Here is a 16,697-nt window from a genome sequence, read left to right as displayed (position 1 = left end):
CCGGCCGCCCGCACCGACCTGGACCACGTCTGCGCCCACCGCGAGGGCGGAACCACCGACTGCGCCAACCTCGTCCATCGTTAGGCACACCCCCCTGCCGGTGGTACCCGGCTGCCTTGCCGGCGCCTGTTCCGCGCGGTGTCCGCATGCGGGTGCCGCACTGTCGTCGACCTAACGAATCGTTAGGCCACCCTCAAGGGTCGGGCGATCAGACTCACTGGAGGGGGGCGGGCGACGTTGCGCTCTCTTGCTTGCGATTTTCCTCTGCTCGTCGTCTTTCTTGTCGCTGCTTTATCACTAGGCGAGCCGTTGTTCGGCCTGCGTCATAGGCGCGTTGGATGCTCGGCGTCCGCAGGCTGCGCACTTGAACGAGCCGTAAGACGCGAGTGCGCTCTTGTGTCGAAGCGAACGAGTAGCGAACTATGAAAGACAGCGGGAGGGTGCACGCTAGGATCCACCAGCTGCTCCATTGAAGCGCAGCGTAAATGGACAAGGCCAAGGCTGGAACAGCTATAGCCAAACGCACGTCTCGTTCGGCGCGCTCGCGGTCGAGTTCTAAGTAGAGCTGTTCGTCAAGGGATCTAAGAACGTCCAGCGGATCGCCAGAAAACTCTTCTTCTACGCCCTCGGACAAGTCGCTAATTCGCGGAGGCTGCTCGGCTAGCCCGTAGGTATCCATCTCGCGCACGTATCCGTCTTCTTCGCCACTTAGGGATGACAGGCCCTGCGTCCAGGCGGACGAAATCAGGTTTCTCTCGAGACCCTCTCCTGCCGTCGCGGGAAGCGTGCCCAGGGCCCGCAGGTTGGCACTTGAGTCTGGGAGTAGCAGCCGGCGAACCTTCTTTCGCTCAACGATATTCAATCTTTCACTGACGGCGCTCAACTCTGCCTCTTGTTGATCCGCACGCTTTTGGAGCTTCGCTCGATCCGCTTCGGACGCCTGCTGGATAGCGAGTTTTCGTCGTTCCAGATCGCGGGCAAGCGTGGCCACCTCACGCCTGAGTCGGCGCCGAGATCTCTGTGCGTGAATCTGCCAGCGATAGGCTCTTTGGGCGCGACTCGCCGCTTTGCCGACAATAGCGCTGACTGCCTCGGATAGGCCTGAGAGCATGGCGCCCAAGGCGAAGACAAGGACTGAGAGGACGACGCCCGTCCCCACGGGGCCCGCCGCGCCAACGACTCCGTAGACCTGATCAATCCAGCCCGTTGCATCGTCGGGCGATGGAATCGAATCTGCGAGAAACAGCCAGATCAGCAGGGTCCATAGGAGTCCTGTGATCAACGGTGGCCGGAGCTGTCTCGCGCCAGGAAGGAGAGATTCCAGCACGCTCGTTAGCACTATCGGCCCTTCCCGTTCCTAGACTGCTGCAGGAGCCCGAGAGCGTGCGCCGCAGGCGCGCGCTCTGGACTTGAGGTAGCAACGTAGCTCGGGCCGCTACCGTGACTCCCTTCTTCCCCGGCCCCCGGTAGTGAGTGCATCTGCCGCGGGGGTCGTCGTGGTGCACGGGTCTGCCCGAAGGGTCGCCCGGAGGGCGCCCGTGCGCTGCGTCGGCACCTGTGGCGCCCTCGACGGACGGGGGGGGCGACCGCAGGTCGCGGCTGGAGGGTGCGGAGCGCCCGGGTCGCGGCCTGTGGCCGACCCCGTGCCTGCCGGGCGTCGTAGGCGACCCCGGAGGGGTCGCCTCTTGACCCTCTTCCTGCACTAACTCAACACGCGCCTGGCCTGCGGCTGCTTCCGCTCGCCCTGGGCTCGTGTCACTATGTCGACTGCACCCCGGGGTCCATCGAGGCGAACCCCGCCCGGGACCAGCCACTTACAGGGGATCGGCCCGCGAGACGACATCACAGAGTGCGTCCCCGACCGGCGGCCGACCGGCGGCGACTACGCACATCTGTCGCGTCCCGTCGTCTCCCTGGAAGCCTCATGTCTGCTCGTTCCACGCGTGCCCGCGCTGTCCGCCGTGGCCGCCCCGTCTTCCTGACCGACGCTTCCGGCCGCGTCCGTGTCTGCGCTCGCTGAGCCGCGTCGTCATGTCCAACCAGCCGAAGAGAAGCCGGGGTGCGTCTGCCCGCCGGGCGTCCGGGGACTGCGCGTGGTGGGCTACCTGCCTGGAGGCGGCGTCGCTGGGTTGGACTGCACTTCGCCCCTGCTCGTCGTGTGTCGCGTCTGCGATCGCCGTCTCGTCTGGGCTTGCCGGGCACACCGGGCTTCCCGGTGCGTGCCCTGCTCCGACCGATACCGACGGCTGCTCGTCCGGATAGTGGAGTCCCGCTCCGCGACGGCGCATCGCGGCCACGGAAGCTTCTTGACGTTGACCGCACCGGGTGAGCGCGAACACGCCCGGTGGGTGCCTGGTCGCCCGGGTGGCGGTGGCCCCTGCGGTTGCCGGGTCGGGGACCTCGCGGAGTGGAACGCGGCCGCCGGTCAGGCATGGAACCGGCTGCGGCTGAGCCTCTCGCGGGTGTGCCGGTTCGAGTACTTCCGGGTGGTCGAGGTCCAGAAGCGCGGCGCGCTGCACCTGCACGTCCTGGTGTGGTCTTCCGACCCGCTGCGACGCGACCAGGTGCAGAGGATCGCGCTAGCTGCTGGCTTCGGCTGTCAGGTGGACTTGACCCCGCTGTCCCCTCAGCAGCACGCCCGCTACGCGGCGAAGTACGCCACGAAAGCCACCGACCAGCGGGAAGACGTTCCCTGGGCGGTCGACGTGGTGAACACCCGCACCGGGGAGATCACCCGGGGCAGCGCACCGGCGCGGTATCGCACCTGGTCCTCCTCGCGGCAGTGGGGGCTCACCGTGCGAGACGTGCGAGCGGCCAACCGCGCCGCCATGGAGAACACGCGGCTGACGCGAGCTGCTGGCGCGGCGTCGACCGACCAACTGGCCCCGCCGGCGGCGGCTTTCGGGTCGGCACCTTCAGCTGGCGAGGCCAGCCCGGGTGATGTGCCTGCGGCGGTGGAGTCGGTATGGGGTTGAGCCGAGAGGCCGTCGCGGCCTGGCTGAGCGCATCGTGCGCCGAGCAGGGCGTTCCGGTGCTGATCACCGATCCGCACGTGCTGGCAAGGGTGGCCGCGCTGCTGTCCCCGCCCACGGCAGGTTCCGGTACCGACCGGCGCACGGGCCGAAGCCGGTCGCCGGAGAGGTCACAAGCGCCAGACCGGCCGGACACGGGTCGGGTCCAGGGAGCGACTACCGGGCTGACCGGGAGCGATGACGGCGTGGTCGATGACCGCTGAGACGATGGCTGCCTGTCGCGTGAGGCTCAGCTCTGCCCATTGCTGTCGGAGTGGGCCGCTGTTGCCGGGCAGACCGGCCAGGGCCTCAGTGCTGGTGGCGGCGGTCAGCTGCCGTTGCCGGTCGGTCATGCGCCGTTCGATGGGCTGCCTGGCCGCTCGCCACTCTCGGGCGCTGATCTCCTGCTTGCCGAACATCACCGCCAGCTCGTCGAGCTGCTCCTGGTCGGCGGCCAGGCCGTCGCTGAGCTCGAGCGCCAGGACGTCACCGCCGCGACCGGTGAGCGTCTGGGCCAGTTGCGGGCTGTCGAGCCGCTGCAGGACCGCTTCGACCAGCAGCTGCTCGACCGGCTCAGCCACAACGGTCAGGCGCCCGCACCCGCCGCCGTGATCCGGCCCGGACACGCACACGTAGCGGCGCGTCTCGCCTCGCGGGGAGCTGAACAACTTGCCTCCGCACCGCCCGCATCGCAGCAACCCCGACAGCAGGTAGCGGCGCGGGGACCGGCGGCCGGTCACCGCCGCCTCAGCCATGCGGGCCAGCACGCGGTCCCGGTCGGCCGGGCTGATGATCGCGTCCCACACTGCCGGGCCGACCACTTCGCCGCGATGCTCCCGCAGTCCAGCGATCCGGCCTGACTTCAGCACGCCCCGAAGGGAGGGACTGTGCCACTCGCCGCCGGTGGTGGTCCGCACGCCGTTAGATTCCAGCCAGCTGCACAGGAATCGCAGGCTCTCCCCGGCCAGGTAGCGGGCCACCAGTTGCCGGATCACCTCCGCCTCGTCCGGCCGCACTGTCACCCGGTCGTCCTCGTATCCGAACGGCCTCCGGTTCCCGCCGTGCGGACGACCCTCGGCAGCAATCTGGTCCAACTTCCGGAGCACTCGTCGGCTCTTCGCCGCTGACTCGTTCGCTGCCACCGCCGCCATGATCCTTCCGATCAGCAACCCGTCCCCGGTGCCCAAGTCCATGTCCCCGGACACGAACCGGACCTGCCGCACGCCGGCGGCATCGACGGTGGCCACGAACTGCTCCAACTCCACCGGCCGGCGGGTCAATCGGTCCACGTGATAGCAGATCACCGCGTCCCTCAGCCCTTCTGCCAGGTCGGCCAGCAGCTGCTCGTAGGCGGGGCGGCGCTTGCCGGAGTAGGCCGACAGGTCGTTGTCGACGTACTCCTGAGCCACCGGCCAACCGAGAGAGTCGGCCAGCCGTCGACAGTCCTCAAGCTGCCGGGTCACGCCCAGGGCGCGGCCTTCGGTGTCGCTGCTGATCCGCGCGTACACCGCTGCCGCGCCTACCACCGTTGCCATGGGGGGAGACTAGTGATGGGTGGACAACCTGTGCTGCCTCTGCCGCCGGCACCACCGGCTCAAGACCCACGCCCCGGGCTGGCGCTACCGGATGAGCCCCGACGGCACGCTGCACGTCACCACCCCCTCCGGCGTCACCCGCACCACCCGGCCACCGGGCCTGCGGCTGCCTGCCGATCTCCAGCTGGTGAGCACCGGCCTCGCCCCCGATCCCGACGACCCGCCACCGTTCTGAGGTCCGCTCGCCGCAGGGGAGCGTGCGTGGGCGGTGCCAGCGAGGTCCGGCGACCCGCACCTCGGCGACCGGTTCGCCGTGGGCAGAGGCGGCTCCCGTTTCCACGATGGGTGACCGGGCACGGGGGGGCGGCATGACGACCCCTGCGCCCCAGCCGCCCTCGCCGTCCCCGTCGCCGACCGACCCGGTCTCACCGCCGTCGCCGGCGCCCGTCCCGACCCCGGGTCCCACCGACCCGACCGCTCCGCCGCCGTCGCCCAGCCCCGGGCCGCTCTGACCCGAACGCCCAGCTCGTAGCAGTGGTCAGGACCCTCGGTGTGAAGTCGGTCACCGGGGGTCCTGGCGTTCCGGTGCGTTGCATGGATAGGCTTCGACCGCTCGACTTTGTGAAGTAGTTCACAAGCGTTGCCCCGGTGTCCCGGGGCCGAGTGGAGGTCGTCTTCCGTGGTCTGCACGACGAGGTGCACTCCCGACGCGGGTGGGGCAGCGGTGTCCGCTGCGCCCGCCGTCGTGGGGGTGAGCCGGCGCTGATGCTGTCGAACTACGTGCCGCTCGTCGGCCTCTTCGTGCTCGCCGCGGGCTTCGCGCTCTTCTCGGTGACCGCCGCCCCGTTCATCGGCCCGCGCCGCTACAACCGCGCCAAGCTCCAGGCCTACGAGTGCGGCATCGAGCCGGTCGACCAGCCGCTTACCGGCGGGCGGATCCCGGTCAAGTACTTCCTGACCGCGATGTTGTTCATCGTCTTCGACATCGAGATCGTCTTCCTCTACCCGTGGGCGGTCGCCAACGACGCGCTGGGGCTGTGGGGTCTCGGCGCGATGGCCGTCTTCATCGGCACGGTCTTCATCGCCTTCGCCTACGAGTGGCGCCGCGGGGGGCTGGAGTGGGACTGACCCGCGCCGCACCGACCACGGAGAGGGGACGCTGACATGGGCCTGGAGGAGAAGCTCCCCAGCGGCGTCCTGCTGACCAGCGTGGAGAAGCTGGTCAACTGGACCCGCAAGTCCTCGCTGTGGCCGGCCACCTTCGGCCTGGCCTGCTGTGCCATCGAGATGATGGCCTCGGGTGCGGGCCGCTACGACCTGGCCCGCTTCGGCATGGAGGTCTTCCGGGCCTCCCCCCGCCAGGCCGACCTGATGATCGTGGCGGGGCGGGTCAGCCAGAAGATGGCCCCGGTCCTCCGGCAGATCTACGACCAGATGCCCGAGCCGCGGTACGTGCTCGCCATGGGCGTCTGCGCCAGCTCCGGCGGCATGTTCAACAACTACGCGATCGTGCAGGGCGTCGACCACATCGTCCCGGTGGACATGTACCTGCCCGGCTGCCCGCCGCGGCCGGAGATGCTCACCGACGCCATCCTCAAGCTGCACCACAAGATCCAGCACCAGCCGCTGGGCGCCAAGCGCGCCCGGGAGCAGGCCGCCGCCCGCTCCGACGGCACGGCTCCGGAGCTGCACCTCGCGATGCCCTCCAGCGTCCGGGCCGACCCGGCGGCGCGGCGCGCCTACGAGCAGGCCGCCGCCGAGGGCCGCACCGGCCAGTTCGCCATCGAGCAGCGCGGGGGCAACGCCGTCCTGCCCGGAGCGGACCGATGAGCGACGAGGCCGGCTTCGGAGCCGCGACCGCCCCCGGCGGGGGCTTCCGCAAGGGCGCCTTCGGGGTCACCGGCAGCGGTGACACCTCCGGGTTCGGCGGCCTGGTCCGGGTCGAGCCCGGCGGCGCCGTCGCGCTGCACTCCACCGACCGGCCCTACGGCGGCTGGTTCGACGAGGTCACCGATGCGCTGACCGACGCGGTCGGCGAGGCCACCTACGCCGCCGCCGTCCACCGGGTCCTGGTCGACCGGGGCGAGATCACGTACTTCGTCGCCCGCGAGCACCTGCTCACCCTCGTCCGGGCCCTACGGGACGACGAGTCGCTGCGCTTCGAGCTGTGCAGCAGCGTCTCCGGCGTCGACTACGCCGACAGCGGTGGCCCGGCCGCGACGCCCGGCCGCCCCCGGCTGCACGTCGTCTACCACCTGACGTCGATGACCTACCGCCGCCGGATCCGGCTGGAGGTGGCGGTGACGGCCGAGGACCCGCACGTCCCGTCGGTCACCTCCGTCTACCCGACGGCGGACTGGCACGAGCGGGAGGCCTGGGACATGTTCGGCGTCGTCTTCGACGGCCACCCGGCGCTGACCCGGATCCTCATGCCCGACGACTGGGAGGGCCACCCCCAGCGCAAGGACTACCCGCTCGGCGGCGTCCCGGTCGAGTACAAGGGCGCCCAGATCCCCCCGCCCGACGAGCGCCGGAGCTACCGATGACCACCACCCAGGACCCGTACGCCGGCTCGCGGGCGACGACCGAGGGCCGGGTCTACACGGTCACCGGCGGCGACTGGGACCAGACCTTCGGCGCCGACATCCACGAGGACGAACGGCTCGTGGTCAACATGGGGCCGCAGCACCCCTCGACCCACGGGGTGCTCCGGCTGGTGCTCGACCTCGAGGGCGAGACGGTCACCCAGGCCCGCGTCGTCATCGGCTACCTGCACACCGGCATCGAGAAGACGACCGAGTACCGCACCTGGACCCAGGGCACGACCCTGGTCACGCGGATGGACTACCTGGCGCCACTGTTCAACGAGACCGCCTACTGCCTGGCCGTGGAGAAGCTCCTCGGCATCGAGGCGCCGCCCCGGGCGCAGACCATCCGGGTGCTGGTCATGGAGCTCAACCGGATCGCCTCGCACCTGGTCGCGCTGGCCACCTTCGGCATGGAGATGGGCGCGCTCACCGGCATGACCAACGGCTTCCGGGAGCGGGAGCTGGTCCTGGACGTGCTCGAGGAGATCACCGGGCTGCGGATGAACCACGCCTACGTCCGCCCCGGCGGGCTGGCGCAGGACCTCCCCGAGGGGGCCGTGGAGTCCGTGCGGGAGCTGCTCGCCGTCCTCCCCGAGCGGGTCGCCGGCACCCACCGGCTGCTCACCGGCCAGCCGATCTGGCAGCGCCGGCTCAAGGACGTCGGCTACCTCGACCTCACCGGCTGTGTGGCCCTGGGTGTCACCGGCCCGGTGCTCCGCGCGGCGGGGCTCCCCTGGGACATGCGCAAGGTCGAGCCGTACCTGGGCTACGAGACCTACGACTTCGAGGTGCCGACGGCCGACACCTGCGACGCCTGGGGCCGGTACCTGGTCCGGATGGGCGAGATCACCGAGTCGATCAAGATCATCGGTCAGGCGCTGGACCGGCTGGAGCCCGGGCCGGTGATGGTCGAGGACAAGAAGATCGCCTGGCCGGCGCAGCTGTCCCTCGGCGCCGACGGGATGGGCAACTCCCTGGACCATGTCCGGCACATCATGGGCCAGTCGATGGAGGCCCTGATCCACCACTTCAAGCTGGTCACCGAGGGCTTCCGGGTGCCGGCCGGCCAGGTCTACACGGCCATCGAGTCGCCCCGCGGGGAGCTCGGCTACCACGTGGTCAGCGACGGGGGCACCCGCCCGTTCCGGGTGCACGTCCGCGACCCCAGCTTCGTGAACCTGCAGGCCACCGCGGCGATGAGCGAGGGCGGCATGATCGCCGACGTCATCGCCGCGATCGCCTCGATCGACCCCGTGATGGGGGGAGTCGACAGGTGAGCGAGCTTGCGAGCTCATCCAGAGAGCACAGCAGCGCCGCGCGAGCGGCGTCGACGAGCGCCAGCGAGGTGACGACGTGAGCGCACTGCCTGGTTCGTACGAGGGGACGGCGGTCACCGGCCTGGACTCCAGCCCGGTCGAGCCCGCCGCACCGGACCTGCCCCCGCTGACCGAGCAGACCGAGGCCGAGGCCTGCGAGCTGATGGCCCGCTACCCGCAGGCGCGGTCGGCGCTGCTGCCGATGCTGCACCTGGTGCAGTCGGTGCAGGGCTACGTCTCACCCGAGGGCGTCGGCTTCTGCGCCCGGCTGCTGGGGCTGACCAAGGCCGAGGTCGGCGCGGTCGCGACGTTCTACACGATGTACAAGCGGCACCCGACGGGGAAGCACCTGGTCAGCGTCTGCACCAACACGCTGTGCGCCGTCCTCGGTGGGCAGCGGATCTACGACGCCGTCTCCGCCGACCTCGGCGTCGGCCACGACCAGACCGCGCCCGACGGCTCGGTCACCCTGGAGCACGCCGAGTGCCTGGCCGCCTGCGACTACGCGCCGGTGGTCACCGTGGACTACGAGTTCTACGACCAGCAGGACGTCGCGTCGGCCCGGGAACTGGTCGCCGCCCTGCGCCGGGGAGAGAAGCCGCCGCCCACCCGCGGCGCTCCGCTCACCGACTTCCGCGGCATCTCCCGCCAGCTCGCCGGCTTCTCCCAGCACGCCGACCTCGCCGCCGAGCGGGCCGCGATCGACGCACCGTCGGCCGGCGAGCCGACGCTGGTCGGGGTCCGGCTGGCCGCCGAGCGCGGCGAGGCCGCGCCACCCATGCGCGACGCCCACCCCGAGCAGGCACCCGAGCCGGACGTCGAGCCCGCGGCGGGCACGGGGGAGACGCCGAGCGAGCAGGCCGCGGACACCGCCGTCGCCTCCGCGGACACCCCCGCCGAGCGGGCCGGCGCCGCCCAGCACCACCCCGACACCCCCGAGCCCGCCGGCCGGCAGCCGGCCGAACGCGGCCGCGAGGGCACCGACACCCCGCCGACCGGCACCGGTGCCGGCCAGCAGAGCTCCATCGAGCGGGAGGCCTGACGTGCCGCTGACCCCTGTGCTCACCGCGCGGTTCGCCGAGCCGCGGTCGTGGACGCTGGACACCTACGAGCGCACCGAGGGCTACCGCGCGCTGCGCTCCGCCCTGGGCATGGCCCCGGACGACGTCGTCGCGCTGGTCAAGGACTCCGGGCTGCGCGGTCGCGGCGGCGCCGGCTTCCCCACCGGGATGAAGTGGTCCTTCATCCCGCAGCCCAAGCCGGGGGAGGAGCCCACCGGCCCGGCCGCGGCGCCGAAGTACCTGGTGGTCAACGCCGACGAGGGCGAGCCGGGCACCTGCAAGGACCTGCCGCTGATGATGGCCGACCCGCACTCGCTGGTGGAGGGCGTGATCATCACCGCCTACGCGATCCGCTCGCACTTCGCCGTCATCTACGTCCGCGGCGAGGCGGTGCACGCCCACCGCCGGCTGATGGCCGCCGTCGGTGAGGCCTACGCCGCCGGCTACCTCGGCACCGACGTGCTGGGCTCGGGCTACGACCTGGAGCTGGTGGTGCACGCAGGCGCCGGCGCCTACATCTGCGGTGAGGAGACCGCGCTGCTGGACTCGCTGGAGGGCTACCGCGGCCAGCCCCGGCTCAAGCCGCCGTTCCCCGCCGTCGCCGGCCTCTACGGCTCGCCGACCGTGATCAACAACGTGGAGACGCTGGCCAGCGTGCCGTACGTGGTCCGCGGCGGCGCCGAGTGGTTCAAGAGCATGGGCCCGGAGAAGTCGCCGGGCCCGAAGATCTACTCGCTGTCGGGCCGGGTGGTGCGCCCCGGCCAGTACGAGGCCCCGATGGGGACGACGATGCGCGAGTTGCTCGCGATGGCCGGCGGCGTCCGGCCCGGGCACGAGCTGAAGTTCTGGACGCCGGGCGGCAGCTCGACCCCCTACTTCACCCCCGAGCACCTCGACGTCCCGCTGGACTTCGACTCGGTGGCCAAGGCCGGCTCGATGCTCGGCACCACCGCCCTGATGGTCTTCGACGAGACCGACTCCATCGTCGAGGCCACCCTGCGGTTCACCGAGTTCTACGCGCACGAGAGCTGCGGCAAGTGCACCCCGTGCCGAGAGGGCACCTACTGGCTGGTCCAGATCCTGGAGCGGCTGGTGCACGGGCACGGGCGGGCCGCCGACCTGGACCTGCTCACCGACACCTGCGACAACATCCTGGGCCGCTCGTTCTGCGCCCTCGGCGACGGCGCCACCAGTTGCATCGCCAGCTCGCTGAAGTACTTCAAGGACGACTACGTCGCCCTGCTGCCACCGGAGGAGCAGGGCCGGCTGGGCCGGTCGCTCCGTCTCGAGCCCGTCGGAGCGGCGTCATGACCACGACCCCCGCCGTCCCCGAGCCGGCACCCGCGCTGCCCCCGGGCATGCCCGGCCCGCACACCCCACCCGACGCCGTGCACTGCACCATCGACGGCTTCCCGGTCGCCGTGCCCAAGGGCACGCTGATCATCCGGGCGGCCGAGCAGATCGGCGTGCAGATCCCGCGGTTCTGCGACCACCCGCTGCTGGACCCGATCGGCGCCTGCCGGCAGTGCCTGGTCGAGGTCGAGGGGCAGCGCAAGCCGGTCGCCTCCTGCACCACCCCGGTGGCCCCGGACATGGTGGTGCAGACCCAGCTGAGCAGCCCGGTCGCGGACAAGGCCCAGCAGGGCACCATGGAGCTGCTGCTGGTCAACCACCCGCTGGACTGCCCGGTCTGCGACAAGGGCGGGGAGTGCCCGCTGCAGAACCAGGCGATGAGCAACGGGCGCACCGAGTCCCGCTTCGTCGAGACCAAGCGCACCTACCCCAAGCCGCTGCCGATCAGCTCGCAGGTGCTGCTGGACCGCGAGCGCTGCGTGCTCTGCGCCCGGTGCACCCGGTTCAGCCAGCAGGTCGCCGGTGACCCGTTCATCGAGCTGTTCGAGCGAGGCGCGCTGGAGCAGGTGGCGATCTACGAGGACGAGCCGTTCGAGTCCTACTTCTCCGGCAACACCACCCAGATCTGCCCGGTCGGCGCGCTGACCAGCGCCACCTACCGGTTCCGTGCCCGCCCGTTCGACCTACGCAGCGAGCCCAGCGTCTGCGAGCACTGCGCCAGCGGCTGCGCCCAGCGCACCGACTACCGGCGCGGCACGGTGACCCGGCGGCTGGCCGGGGAGGACCCGGCGGTCAACCAGGAGTGGAACTGCGACAAGGGCCGCTACGCCTTCCGCTACGCCAGCAGCAACGAGCGGCTGATGACGCCGCTGGTCCGCCGGGACGGTGAGCTGCAGCCCGCCTCCTGGCCGGAGGCCTGGGCCGCCGCGGCCGAGGGGCTGCGGGCCGCGCGCGCAGCCGGCGGGGTCGGCGTGCTGCCCGGTGGCCGGCTCACCGTCGAGGACGCCTACGCCTACGCCACCTTCGCCCGGGTGGCGCTGGGCACCAACGACGTCGACGCCCGGGCCCGCGCGCACTCCGACGAGGAGCTGGCCTTCCTGACCACGCACGTCGCCGGCACCGCCCCGGGCGCCGGCGCGGTCACCTACGACGACCTCTCCGCCGCACCCGCGGTGCTGCTGGCCGGCTTCGAGCCGGAGGAGGAGTCGCCGATCGTCTTCCTGCGGCTGCGCCGGGCCGTCCGGACCGCCGGCCTGCAGGTGTTCGACATCGCCCCGTTCGCCACCCGCGCGGCGGAGAAGCTGCACGCCACCGTGCTCCCGACGGTCCCCGGCCAGGAGACCCGGCTGCTGGCCCAGCTCGCCGCCAACCCGGTGGACGGCGTGCTGGCCGAGGTGGCCACCGCGCTGTTCCGGCCCGGCGCGGTCGTGCTCGCCGGTGAGCGGCTGGCCGAGGTGCCCGGCGCGTTCACCGCGCTGACCGTGCTCGCCGCCGAGACCGGCGCCCGGATCGGCTGGGTGCCGCGCCGGGCGGGGGAGCGGGGCGCGGTCGAGGTCGGCGCGCTGCCCACCCTGCTGCCCGGCGGCCGCACCGTGGCCAGCGCCGCCGACCGTGCGGCGGTGGGACAGCGCTGGGGCGTCGACGTGCCCGCGACCCCCGGCCGCGATCTCACCGGCATCCTCACCGCCGCCCGTGACGGTGTGCTGGCCGGCCTGCTGGTCGGCGGCGTCGACCCCGCCGACCTGCCCGACCCGCTGCTGGCCGAGCAGGCCCTGGCCGCCGGGTTCGTGGTCAGCCTGGAGCTCTTCCCGTCCGCGGTCACCGCGCACGCCGACGTCGTCCTGCCGGTCGCCGCCGCGCCGGAGAAGGCCGGCGCCTACCTGGACTGGGAGGGCCGGGTGCGCCCGTTCGACGCGACGCTGCACGGCACCGGCCAGCTCAGCGACGGCCGGGTGCTGCAGGGGCTGGCCGAGCACCTGGGCCTGGACCTGCGGCTGGGGTCGGTCAGCGAGGTCCGCGCCGAGCTGACGGCGCTGGGCGGCGCCGCGCAGGCCCCGGGGGTGTCCCCGACGGACGTCGCGGCGGCGCCGCTGCCCGAGCTCGCCGACGACCAGGCCGTGCTCGCCTCCTGGCGGCAGCTGGTCGACGTCGGCACGCTGCAGCGCGACGAGCCGGCGCTGGCCGGCACCGCCCGCCCGCCGGCGGCCCGGCTGGGCAAGGACGCCGCCGCCCGGCTCGGCGTCGCCGACGGCGACCCGGTCACCGTCACCGGCCCGGCCGGGGCGATCACCCTGCCGGTGCGCCTCGTCGACATGCCCGACGGCGTCGTCTGGCTGCCGATGCGCTCACCGGGCAGCGAGGTGCGCAGCCAGCTCGGTGCCGGCCCCGGCGCCGTCGTCCGGCTGTCCGGACCGCCGCCGGTCCCGGCCGGCGCGACGTCGGTCTCCAGCCTGCGGGGGGAGGGAGCATGAGCGTGCTCGCCGCCGCCGACCAGCCGACGCTGGAGGACTTCGGGAACGACGTCTGGTGGATCGTGCTCATCAAGATCGTCGGCATCTTCGGGGTGCTGGTGCTGATGACGCTGTTCGCCATCGTCTTCGAGCGCAAGGTCGTCGCCCGGATGCAGCAGCGGATCGGCCCCAACCGGGTCGGCCCGCGCGGCTACCTGCAGAGCCTCGCCGACGGCCTGAAGCTGGCGTTCAAGGAGGACATCATGCCGGCGCTGGCCGACAAGCCGGTGTACTTCCTGGCGCCGGTCATCGCCACCATCCCGGCCTTCCTGGCGTTCTCGGTGATCCCGCTCGGCCCGACGGTCAGCATCTTCGGCGAGCGCACGCCGTTGCAGCTCATCGACTCCCCGATCGGGGTGCTCATCGTGCTGGCCTGCTCGGCGATGGGCGTCTACGGCATCGTGCTCGGCGGCTGGGCCTCCGGGTCGACCTACCCGCTGCTGGGCTCGCTGCGCAGCGCGGCGCAGATGATCAGCTACGAGATCGCGATGGGCCTGTCGATCGTCGCGGTCTTCCTCTACGCCGGCTCGATGTCGACCTCGGAGATCGTGGCCGCCCAGGCCGACGGCACCGAGCTCTCCTTCTTCGGCCTGGAGTTCACCGGCCCCAGCTGGTTCGCCGTCCTGCTGCCGGTCTCCTTCGTCATCTACGTCATCGCCGTGGTGGGCGAGACCAACCGGGCGCCCTTCGACCTACCCGAGGCCGAGAGCGAGCTGGTCGGCGGTTTCCACACCGAGTACTCGTCGCTGAAGTTCGCGCTGTTCTTCCTGGCCGAGTACATCAACATCGTCACCGTCTCCGCGCTGGCCGCGACCCTCTTCCTCGGCGGCTGGCGGGCACCCTGGCCGATCTCGATCTGGGACGGCGCCAACACCGGCTGGTGGCCGCTGCTGTGGTTCTTCGCCAAGGTCGTCGTCGCGCTGTTCGTCTTCGTCTGGCTCCGCGGCACGCTGCCCCGGCTCCGTTACGACCAGTTCATGCGCTTCGGCTGGAAGGTGCTGGTCCCGGTCGGGCTGGTCTGGATCCTCGTCGTGGCGACGTTGCGCGCCGTCGCCCGCGAGTCCGACCTGGACGCCGGCCAGGTCGCCGTCTTCGTCGGGGTGCCGATCGCGCTGGTGCTGCTGGGCGGGCTGCTGCTGGCCTCCCGGATGCGCAACCGGGACACCCGGGTCGCGGCCCGTGAGGCCGCCGCCGGTGGGCCGGCGCCGGCCGAGCCGGAGGTGCTGGACCCCCGGGGCCGGGACCAGGCGTCCGGCGGGTTCCCGGTGCCCCCGCTGGACCTGGTGGTGCCGCCCTCACCGCGGCTGCGCCGCCGCGAGTCCGTCGGCGCCGGGACCGTGGTCGGCACCGGCCGGCGCAGCAGCTCGACCACCGACCAGGAGGACGACGATGTCTGAGCCCACCCCGCCGCCCCCCGCCCCGCCGCCCCCCGCCGAGCCGACCCCCGGCACCAGCCCGGCCCAGCGGGAGGGCACGGCCATCGCCCGGCAGTCATCCGAGGCGCCGGCCAGCACCGCCCCCGGCAAGCGGGCCAGCTGGCTGCCCGGGCCCGCCCAGGGCTTCGGCGTCACCTTCGCCACGATGTTCAAGAAGGTGACCACCGAGGAGTACCCGGAGGTCCCGAAGCAGACCAAGCCGCGCTACCACGGCCGGCACGTGCTCAACCGGCACCCCGACGGCCTGGAGAAGTGCGTGGGCTGCGAGCTCTGCGCCTGGGCCTGCCCGGCCGACGCCATCTACGTCGAGGGCGGTGACAACACCGAGGACGCCCGGTTCTCACCCGGCGAGCGGTACGGCGCCGTCTACCAGATCAACTACCTGCGCTGCATCTTCTGCGGGCTGTGCATCGAGGCATGCCCGACCCGGTCGCTGACGATGAGCAACGACTTCGAGCTCGCCGACGACGACCGGCAGGCGCTGATCTACACCAAGGAGCAGCTGATGGCCCCGCTGCTGCCCGGGATGGAGCAGCCGCCGCACCCGATGCGGCTGGGCGAGGACGAGCAGGACTACTACGTGCGGGCGCCCCAGCCCGGGTCGGACGCCGAGCCGGTGATCGGGGAGCGGGCATGAGCGGCACGGGCATGAGCGGCACGGCCATGAGCGGCACGGCCATGAGCGAGACGGCCATGACCGCGCTGGCTGCGGCCGCGGACACCGGGGTGGTCATCGGCACGGGGGAGACCATCGTCTTCTGGGTGCTCGGCCCGGTCGCCCTGGCCGGTGCGCTCGGGATGGTGCTGTCCCGCAACGCGGTCCACTCGGCGCTGTGGCTGGTCCTCACCATGCTCAGCCTGGGGGTCTTCTACGTCGTCCAGGAGGCGCCGTTCCTCGGCGCGGCGCAGATCATCGTCTACACCGGCGCGATCATGATCCTCTTCCTGTTCGTGCTCATGCTGGTCGGCCGGGAGAGCTCGGACTCGGTGGTCGAGACGCTGCGCGGGCAGCGGGTGGCCGCGATCGTCCTGGGGATCGGCTTCGCCGGCCTGGTCGGGGCCGGCATCGCCCGGGCCACCGAGGACCTGCCGGTGGCCGGGCTCGCGGCCGTGCAGGGCACCGAGGGCGGGGCGGCCGCCGGCAACGTCGAGGCGATCGCCGGCGTGCTCTACGGCCGCTTCGTGCTGGCCTTCGAGGTCACCGGCGCGTTGCTCATCGTGGCCGCGGTGGGAGCACTGCTGCTCACCCACACCGAACGGGAACCCGGCGTCGGGCGCAGTCAGAAGGAACGGTCCCGCGCCCGTTTCCTCACCGACCGGCCGCAGACGCTGCCCGGGCCCGGCGTCTACGCGCGGGCCAACTCCGTCGCCGCGCCCGGCCGGCTGCCCGATGGCGGCCTCGCGCCGAGCAGCTTCGCCACCGGGATCGAGCCACAGCGGGTCGACGAGCTGCCGCGCACCGGCAGCGCCGGGGCCGAGCGGGAGGGACTGCCCCACGCCGGGGGCACCGACGCGGCGCTCGGCACGATCGGCGGCGCCACCACCGGCCCGGTCCCCGGCAGCGGAGAGGGCGCTCCCCGATGACCATCACGAACTACCTGGTGCTGGCCGCGATCCTCTTCACCATCGGCGCCGTCGGCGTGCTGGTGCGGCGCAACGCCATCGTCGTGTTCATGTGCATCGAGCTGATGCTCAACTCGGTGAACCTCACCCTGATCACCTTCGCCCGGGCCAGCGGGACCGTCGAGGGCCAGGTCATCGCCCTGTTCGTGATGGTCGTAGCCGCCGCGGAGGTCGTGGTCGGGCTGGCGATCATCATGGCGATCTACCGGACCCGCCGCTCGGCCTCCGTCGACGACGTCAACCTGCTGAAGTACTGAGCGGAAC

Annotated in this window: 15 protein-coding genes; 13 read left to right on the top strand and 2 right to left on the bottom strand. The window is 72.0% G+C overall.

Going from position 1 to position 16,697, the window contains the following annotated elements; genetic code table 11:
• Window positions 1-214 precede the first annotated feature (214 nt).
• Window positions 215-991: a hypothetical protein gene (locus HLA93_RS10445; protein ID WP_222194282.1), complete on the bottom strand. Its 777-nt coding sequence runs from the start codon at window positions 989-991 to the stop codon at window positions 215-217.
• A gap of 1,012 nt (window positions 992-2,003) precedes the next feature.
• Between HLA93_RS10445 and HLA93_RS22515 the strand changes: the two genes are divergently transcribed.
• On the top strand, window positions 2,004-2,975 hold the full coding sequence (locus HLA93_RS22515; RefSeq protein WP_439957975.1) for a rolling circle replication-associated protein: 972 nt from the start codon (window positions 2,004-2,006) through the stop codon (window positions 2,973-2,975).
• Between the two features lie 167 nt (window positions 2,976-3,142).
• On the opposite strand, the gene HLA93_RS10435 is transcribed toward HLA93_RS22515, so the two are convergent.
• Window positions 3,143-4,546, bottom strand: coding sequence for a recombinase family protein (locus tag HLA93_RS10435; RefSeq protein ID WP_222194280.1), 1,404 nt, complete (start codon window positions 4,544-4,546; stop codon window positions 3,143-3,145).
• 19 nt (window positions 4,547-4,565) lie between these two features.
• Here HLA93_RS10435 and HLA93_RS10430 point away from each other — a divergent pair, with 19 nt between their 5' ends.
• The 12 genes from HLA93_RS10430 to nuoK all read left to right on the top strand — a co-directional run bounded on the left by HLA93_RS10430 (window position 4,566) and on the right by nuoK (window position 16,690).
• Entirely contained in the window at window positions 4,566-4,781 is a 216-nt protein-coding gene (locus HLA93_RS10430; RefSeq protein WP_439957974.1) for a hypothetical protein, read from the top strand.
• A gap of 413 nt (window positions 4,782-5,194) precedes the next feature.
• On the top strand, window positions 5,195-5,674 hold the full coding sequence (locus HLA93_RS10425; protein WP_439957973.1) for an NADH-quinone oxidoreductase subunit A: 480 nt from the start codon (window positions 5,195-5,197) through the stop codon (window positions 5,672-5,674).
• A gap of 36 nt (window positions 5,675-5,710) precedes the next feature.
• Complete coding sequence (locus HLA93_RS10420) at window positions 5,711-6,376, top strand: NuoB/complex I 20 kDa subunit family protein (protein ID WP_222194279.1); 666 nt, start codon at window positions 5,711-5,713, stop codon at window positions 6,374-6,376.
• Complete coding sequence (locus tag HLA93_RS10415; protein ID WP_222194278.1) at window positions 6,373-7,092, top strand: NADH-quinone oxidoreductase subunit C; 720 nt, start codon at window positions 6,373-6,375, stop codon at window positions 7,090-7,092. The genes HLA93_RS10420 and HLA93_RS10415 overlap by 4 nt, the downstream gene beginning before the upstream one ends.
• A complete protein-coding gene (locus HLA93_RS10410) occupies window positions 7,089-8,411 on the top strand; it encodes an NADH-quinone oxidoreductase subunit D (protein ID WP_222194277.1) in 1,323 nt (440 codons plus the stop codon). The genes HLA93_RS10415 and HLA93_RS10410 overlap by 4 nt, the downstream gene beginning before the upstream one ends.
• A 76-nt stretch (window positions 8,412-8,487) precedes the next feature.
• On the top strand, window positions 8,488-9,492 hold the full coding sequence (nuoE, locus tag HLA93_RS10405) for an NADH-quinone oxidoreductase subunit NuoE (RefSeq protein WP_222194276.1): 1,005 nt from the start codon (window positions 8,488-8,490) through the stop codon (window positions 9,490-9,492).
• Window position 9,493: 1 nt separating this feature from the next.
• Window positions 9,494-10,822, top strand: coding sequence for an NADH-quinone oxidoreductase subunit NuoF (gene nuoF, locus HLA93_RS10400; protein ID WP_222194275.1), 1,329 nt, complete (start codon window positions 9,494-9,496; stop codon window positions 10,820-10,822).
• Window positions 10,819-13,335 carry an NADH-quinone oxidoreductase subunit G gene (locus HLA93_RS10395; protein ID WP_222194274.1) on the top strand — a complete coding sequence of 839 codons (2,517 nt, stop codon included), beginning with the start codon at window positions 10,819-10,821 and terminating at the stop codon, window positions 13,333-13,335. Before nuoF ends, HLA93_RS10395 begins: the two co-directional genes overlap by 4 nt.
• On the top strand, window positions 13,332-14,771 hold the full coding sequence (nuoH, locus tag HLA93_RS10390; RefSeq protein WP_222194273.1) for an NADH-quinone oxidoreductase subunit NuoH: 1,440 nt from the start codon (window positions 13,332-13,334) through the stop codon (window positions 14,769-14,771). The genes HLA93_RS10395 and nuoH overlap by 4 nt, the downstream gene beginning before the upstream one ends.
• Window positions 14,764-15,447 (top strand): NADH-quinone oxidoreductase subunit NuoI, encoded by a 684-nt coding sequence (nuoI, locus tag HLA93_RS10385; protein ID WP_222194272.1) that lies wholly within the window; start codon window positions 14,764-14,766, stop codon window positions 15,445-15,447. Before nuoH ends, nuoI begins: the two co-directional genes overlap by 8 nt.
• Window positions 15,444-16,394: an NADH-quinone oxidoreductase subunit J gene (locus HLA93_RS10380; RefSeq protein ID WP_246626162.1), complete on the top strand. Its 951-nt coding sequence runs from the start codon at window positions 15,444-15,446 to the stop codon at window positions 16,392-16,394. The genes nuoI and HLA93_RS10380 overlap by 4 nt, the downstream gene beginning before the upstream one ends.
• The gene (gene nuoK / locus HLA93_RS10375) at window positions 16,391-16,690 is read left to right on the top strand and encodes an NADH-quinone oxidoreductase subunit NuoK (RefSeq protein WP_222194271.1); all 300 of its coding nucleotides are present in this window, start codon (window positions 16,391-16,393) and stop codon (window positions 16,688-16,690) included. The genes HLA93_RS10380 and nuoK overlap by 4 nt, the downstream gene beginning before the upstream one ends.
• The last annotated feature ends 7 nt before the right edge of the window (window positions 16,691-16,697 follow it).

This window comes from Modestobacter italicus (genome assembly GCF_019799965.1).
Lineage (GTDB): Bacteria > Actinomycetota > Actinomycetes > Mycobacteriales > Geodermatophilaceae > Modestobacter > Modestobacter italicus_A.
This window is presented reverse-complemented; position numbering and strand designations above follow the sequence as displayed.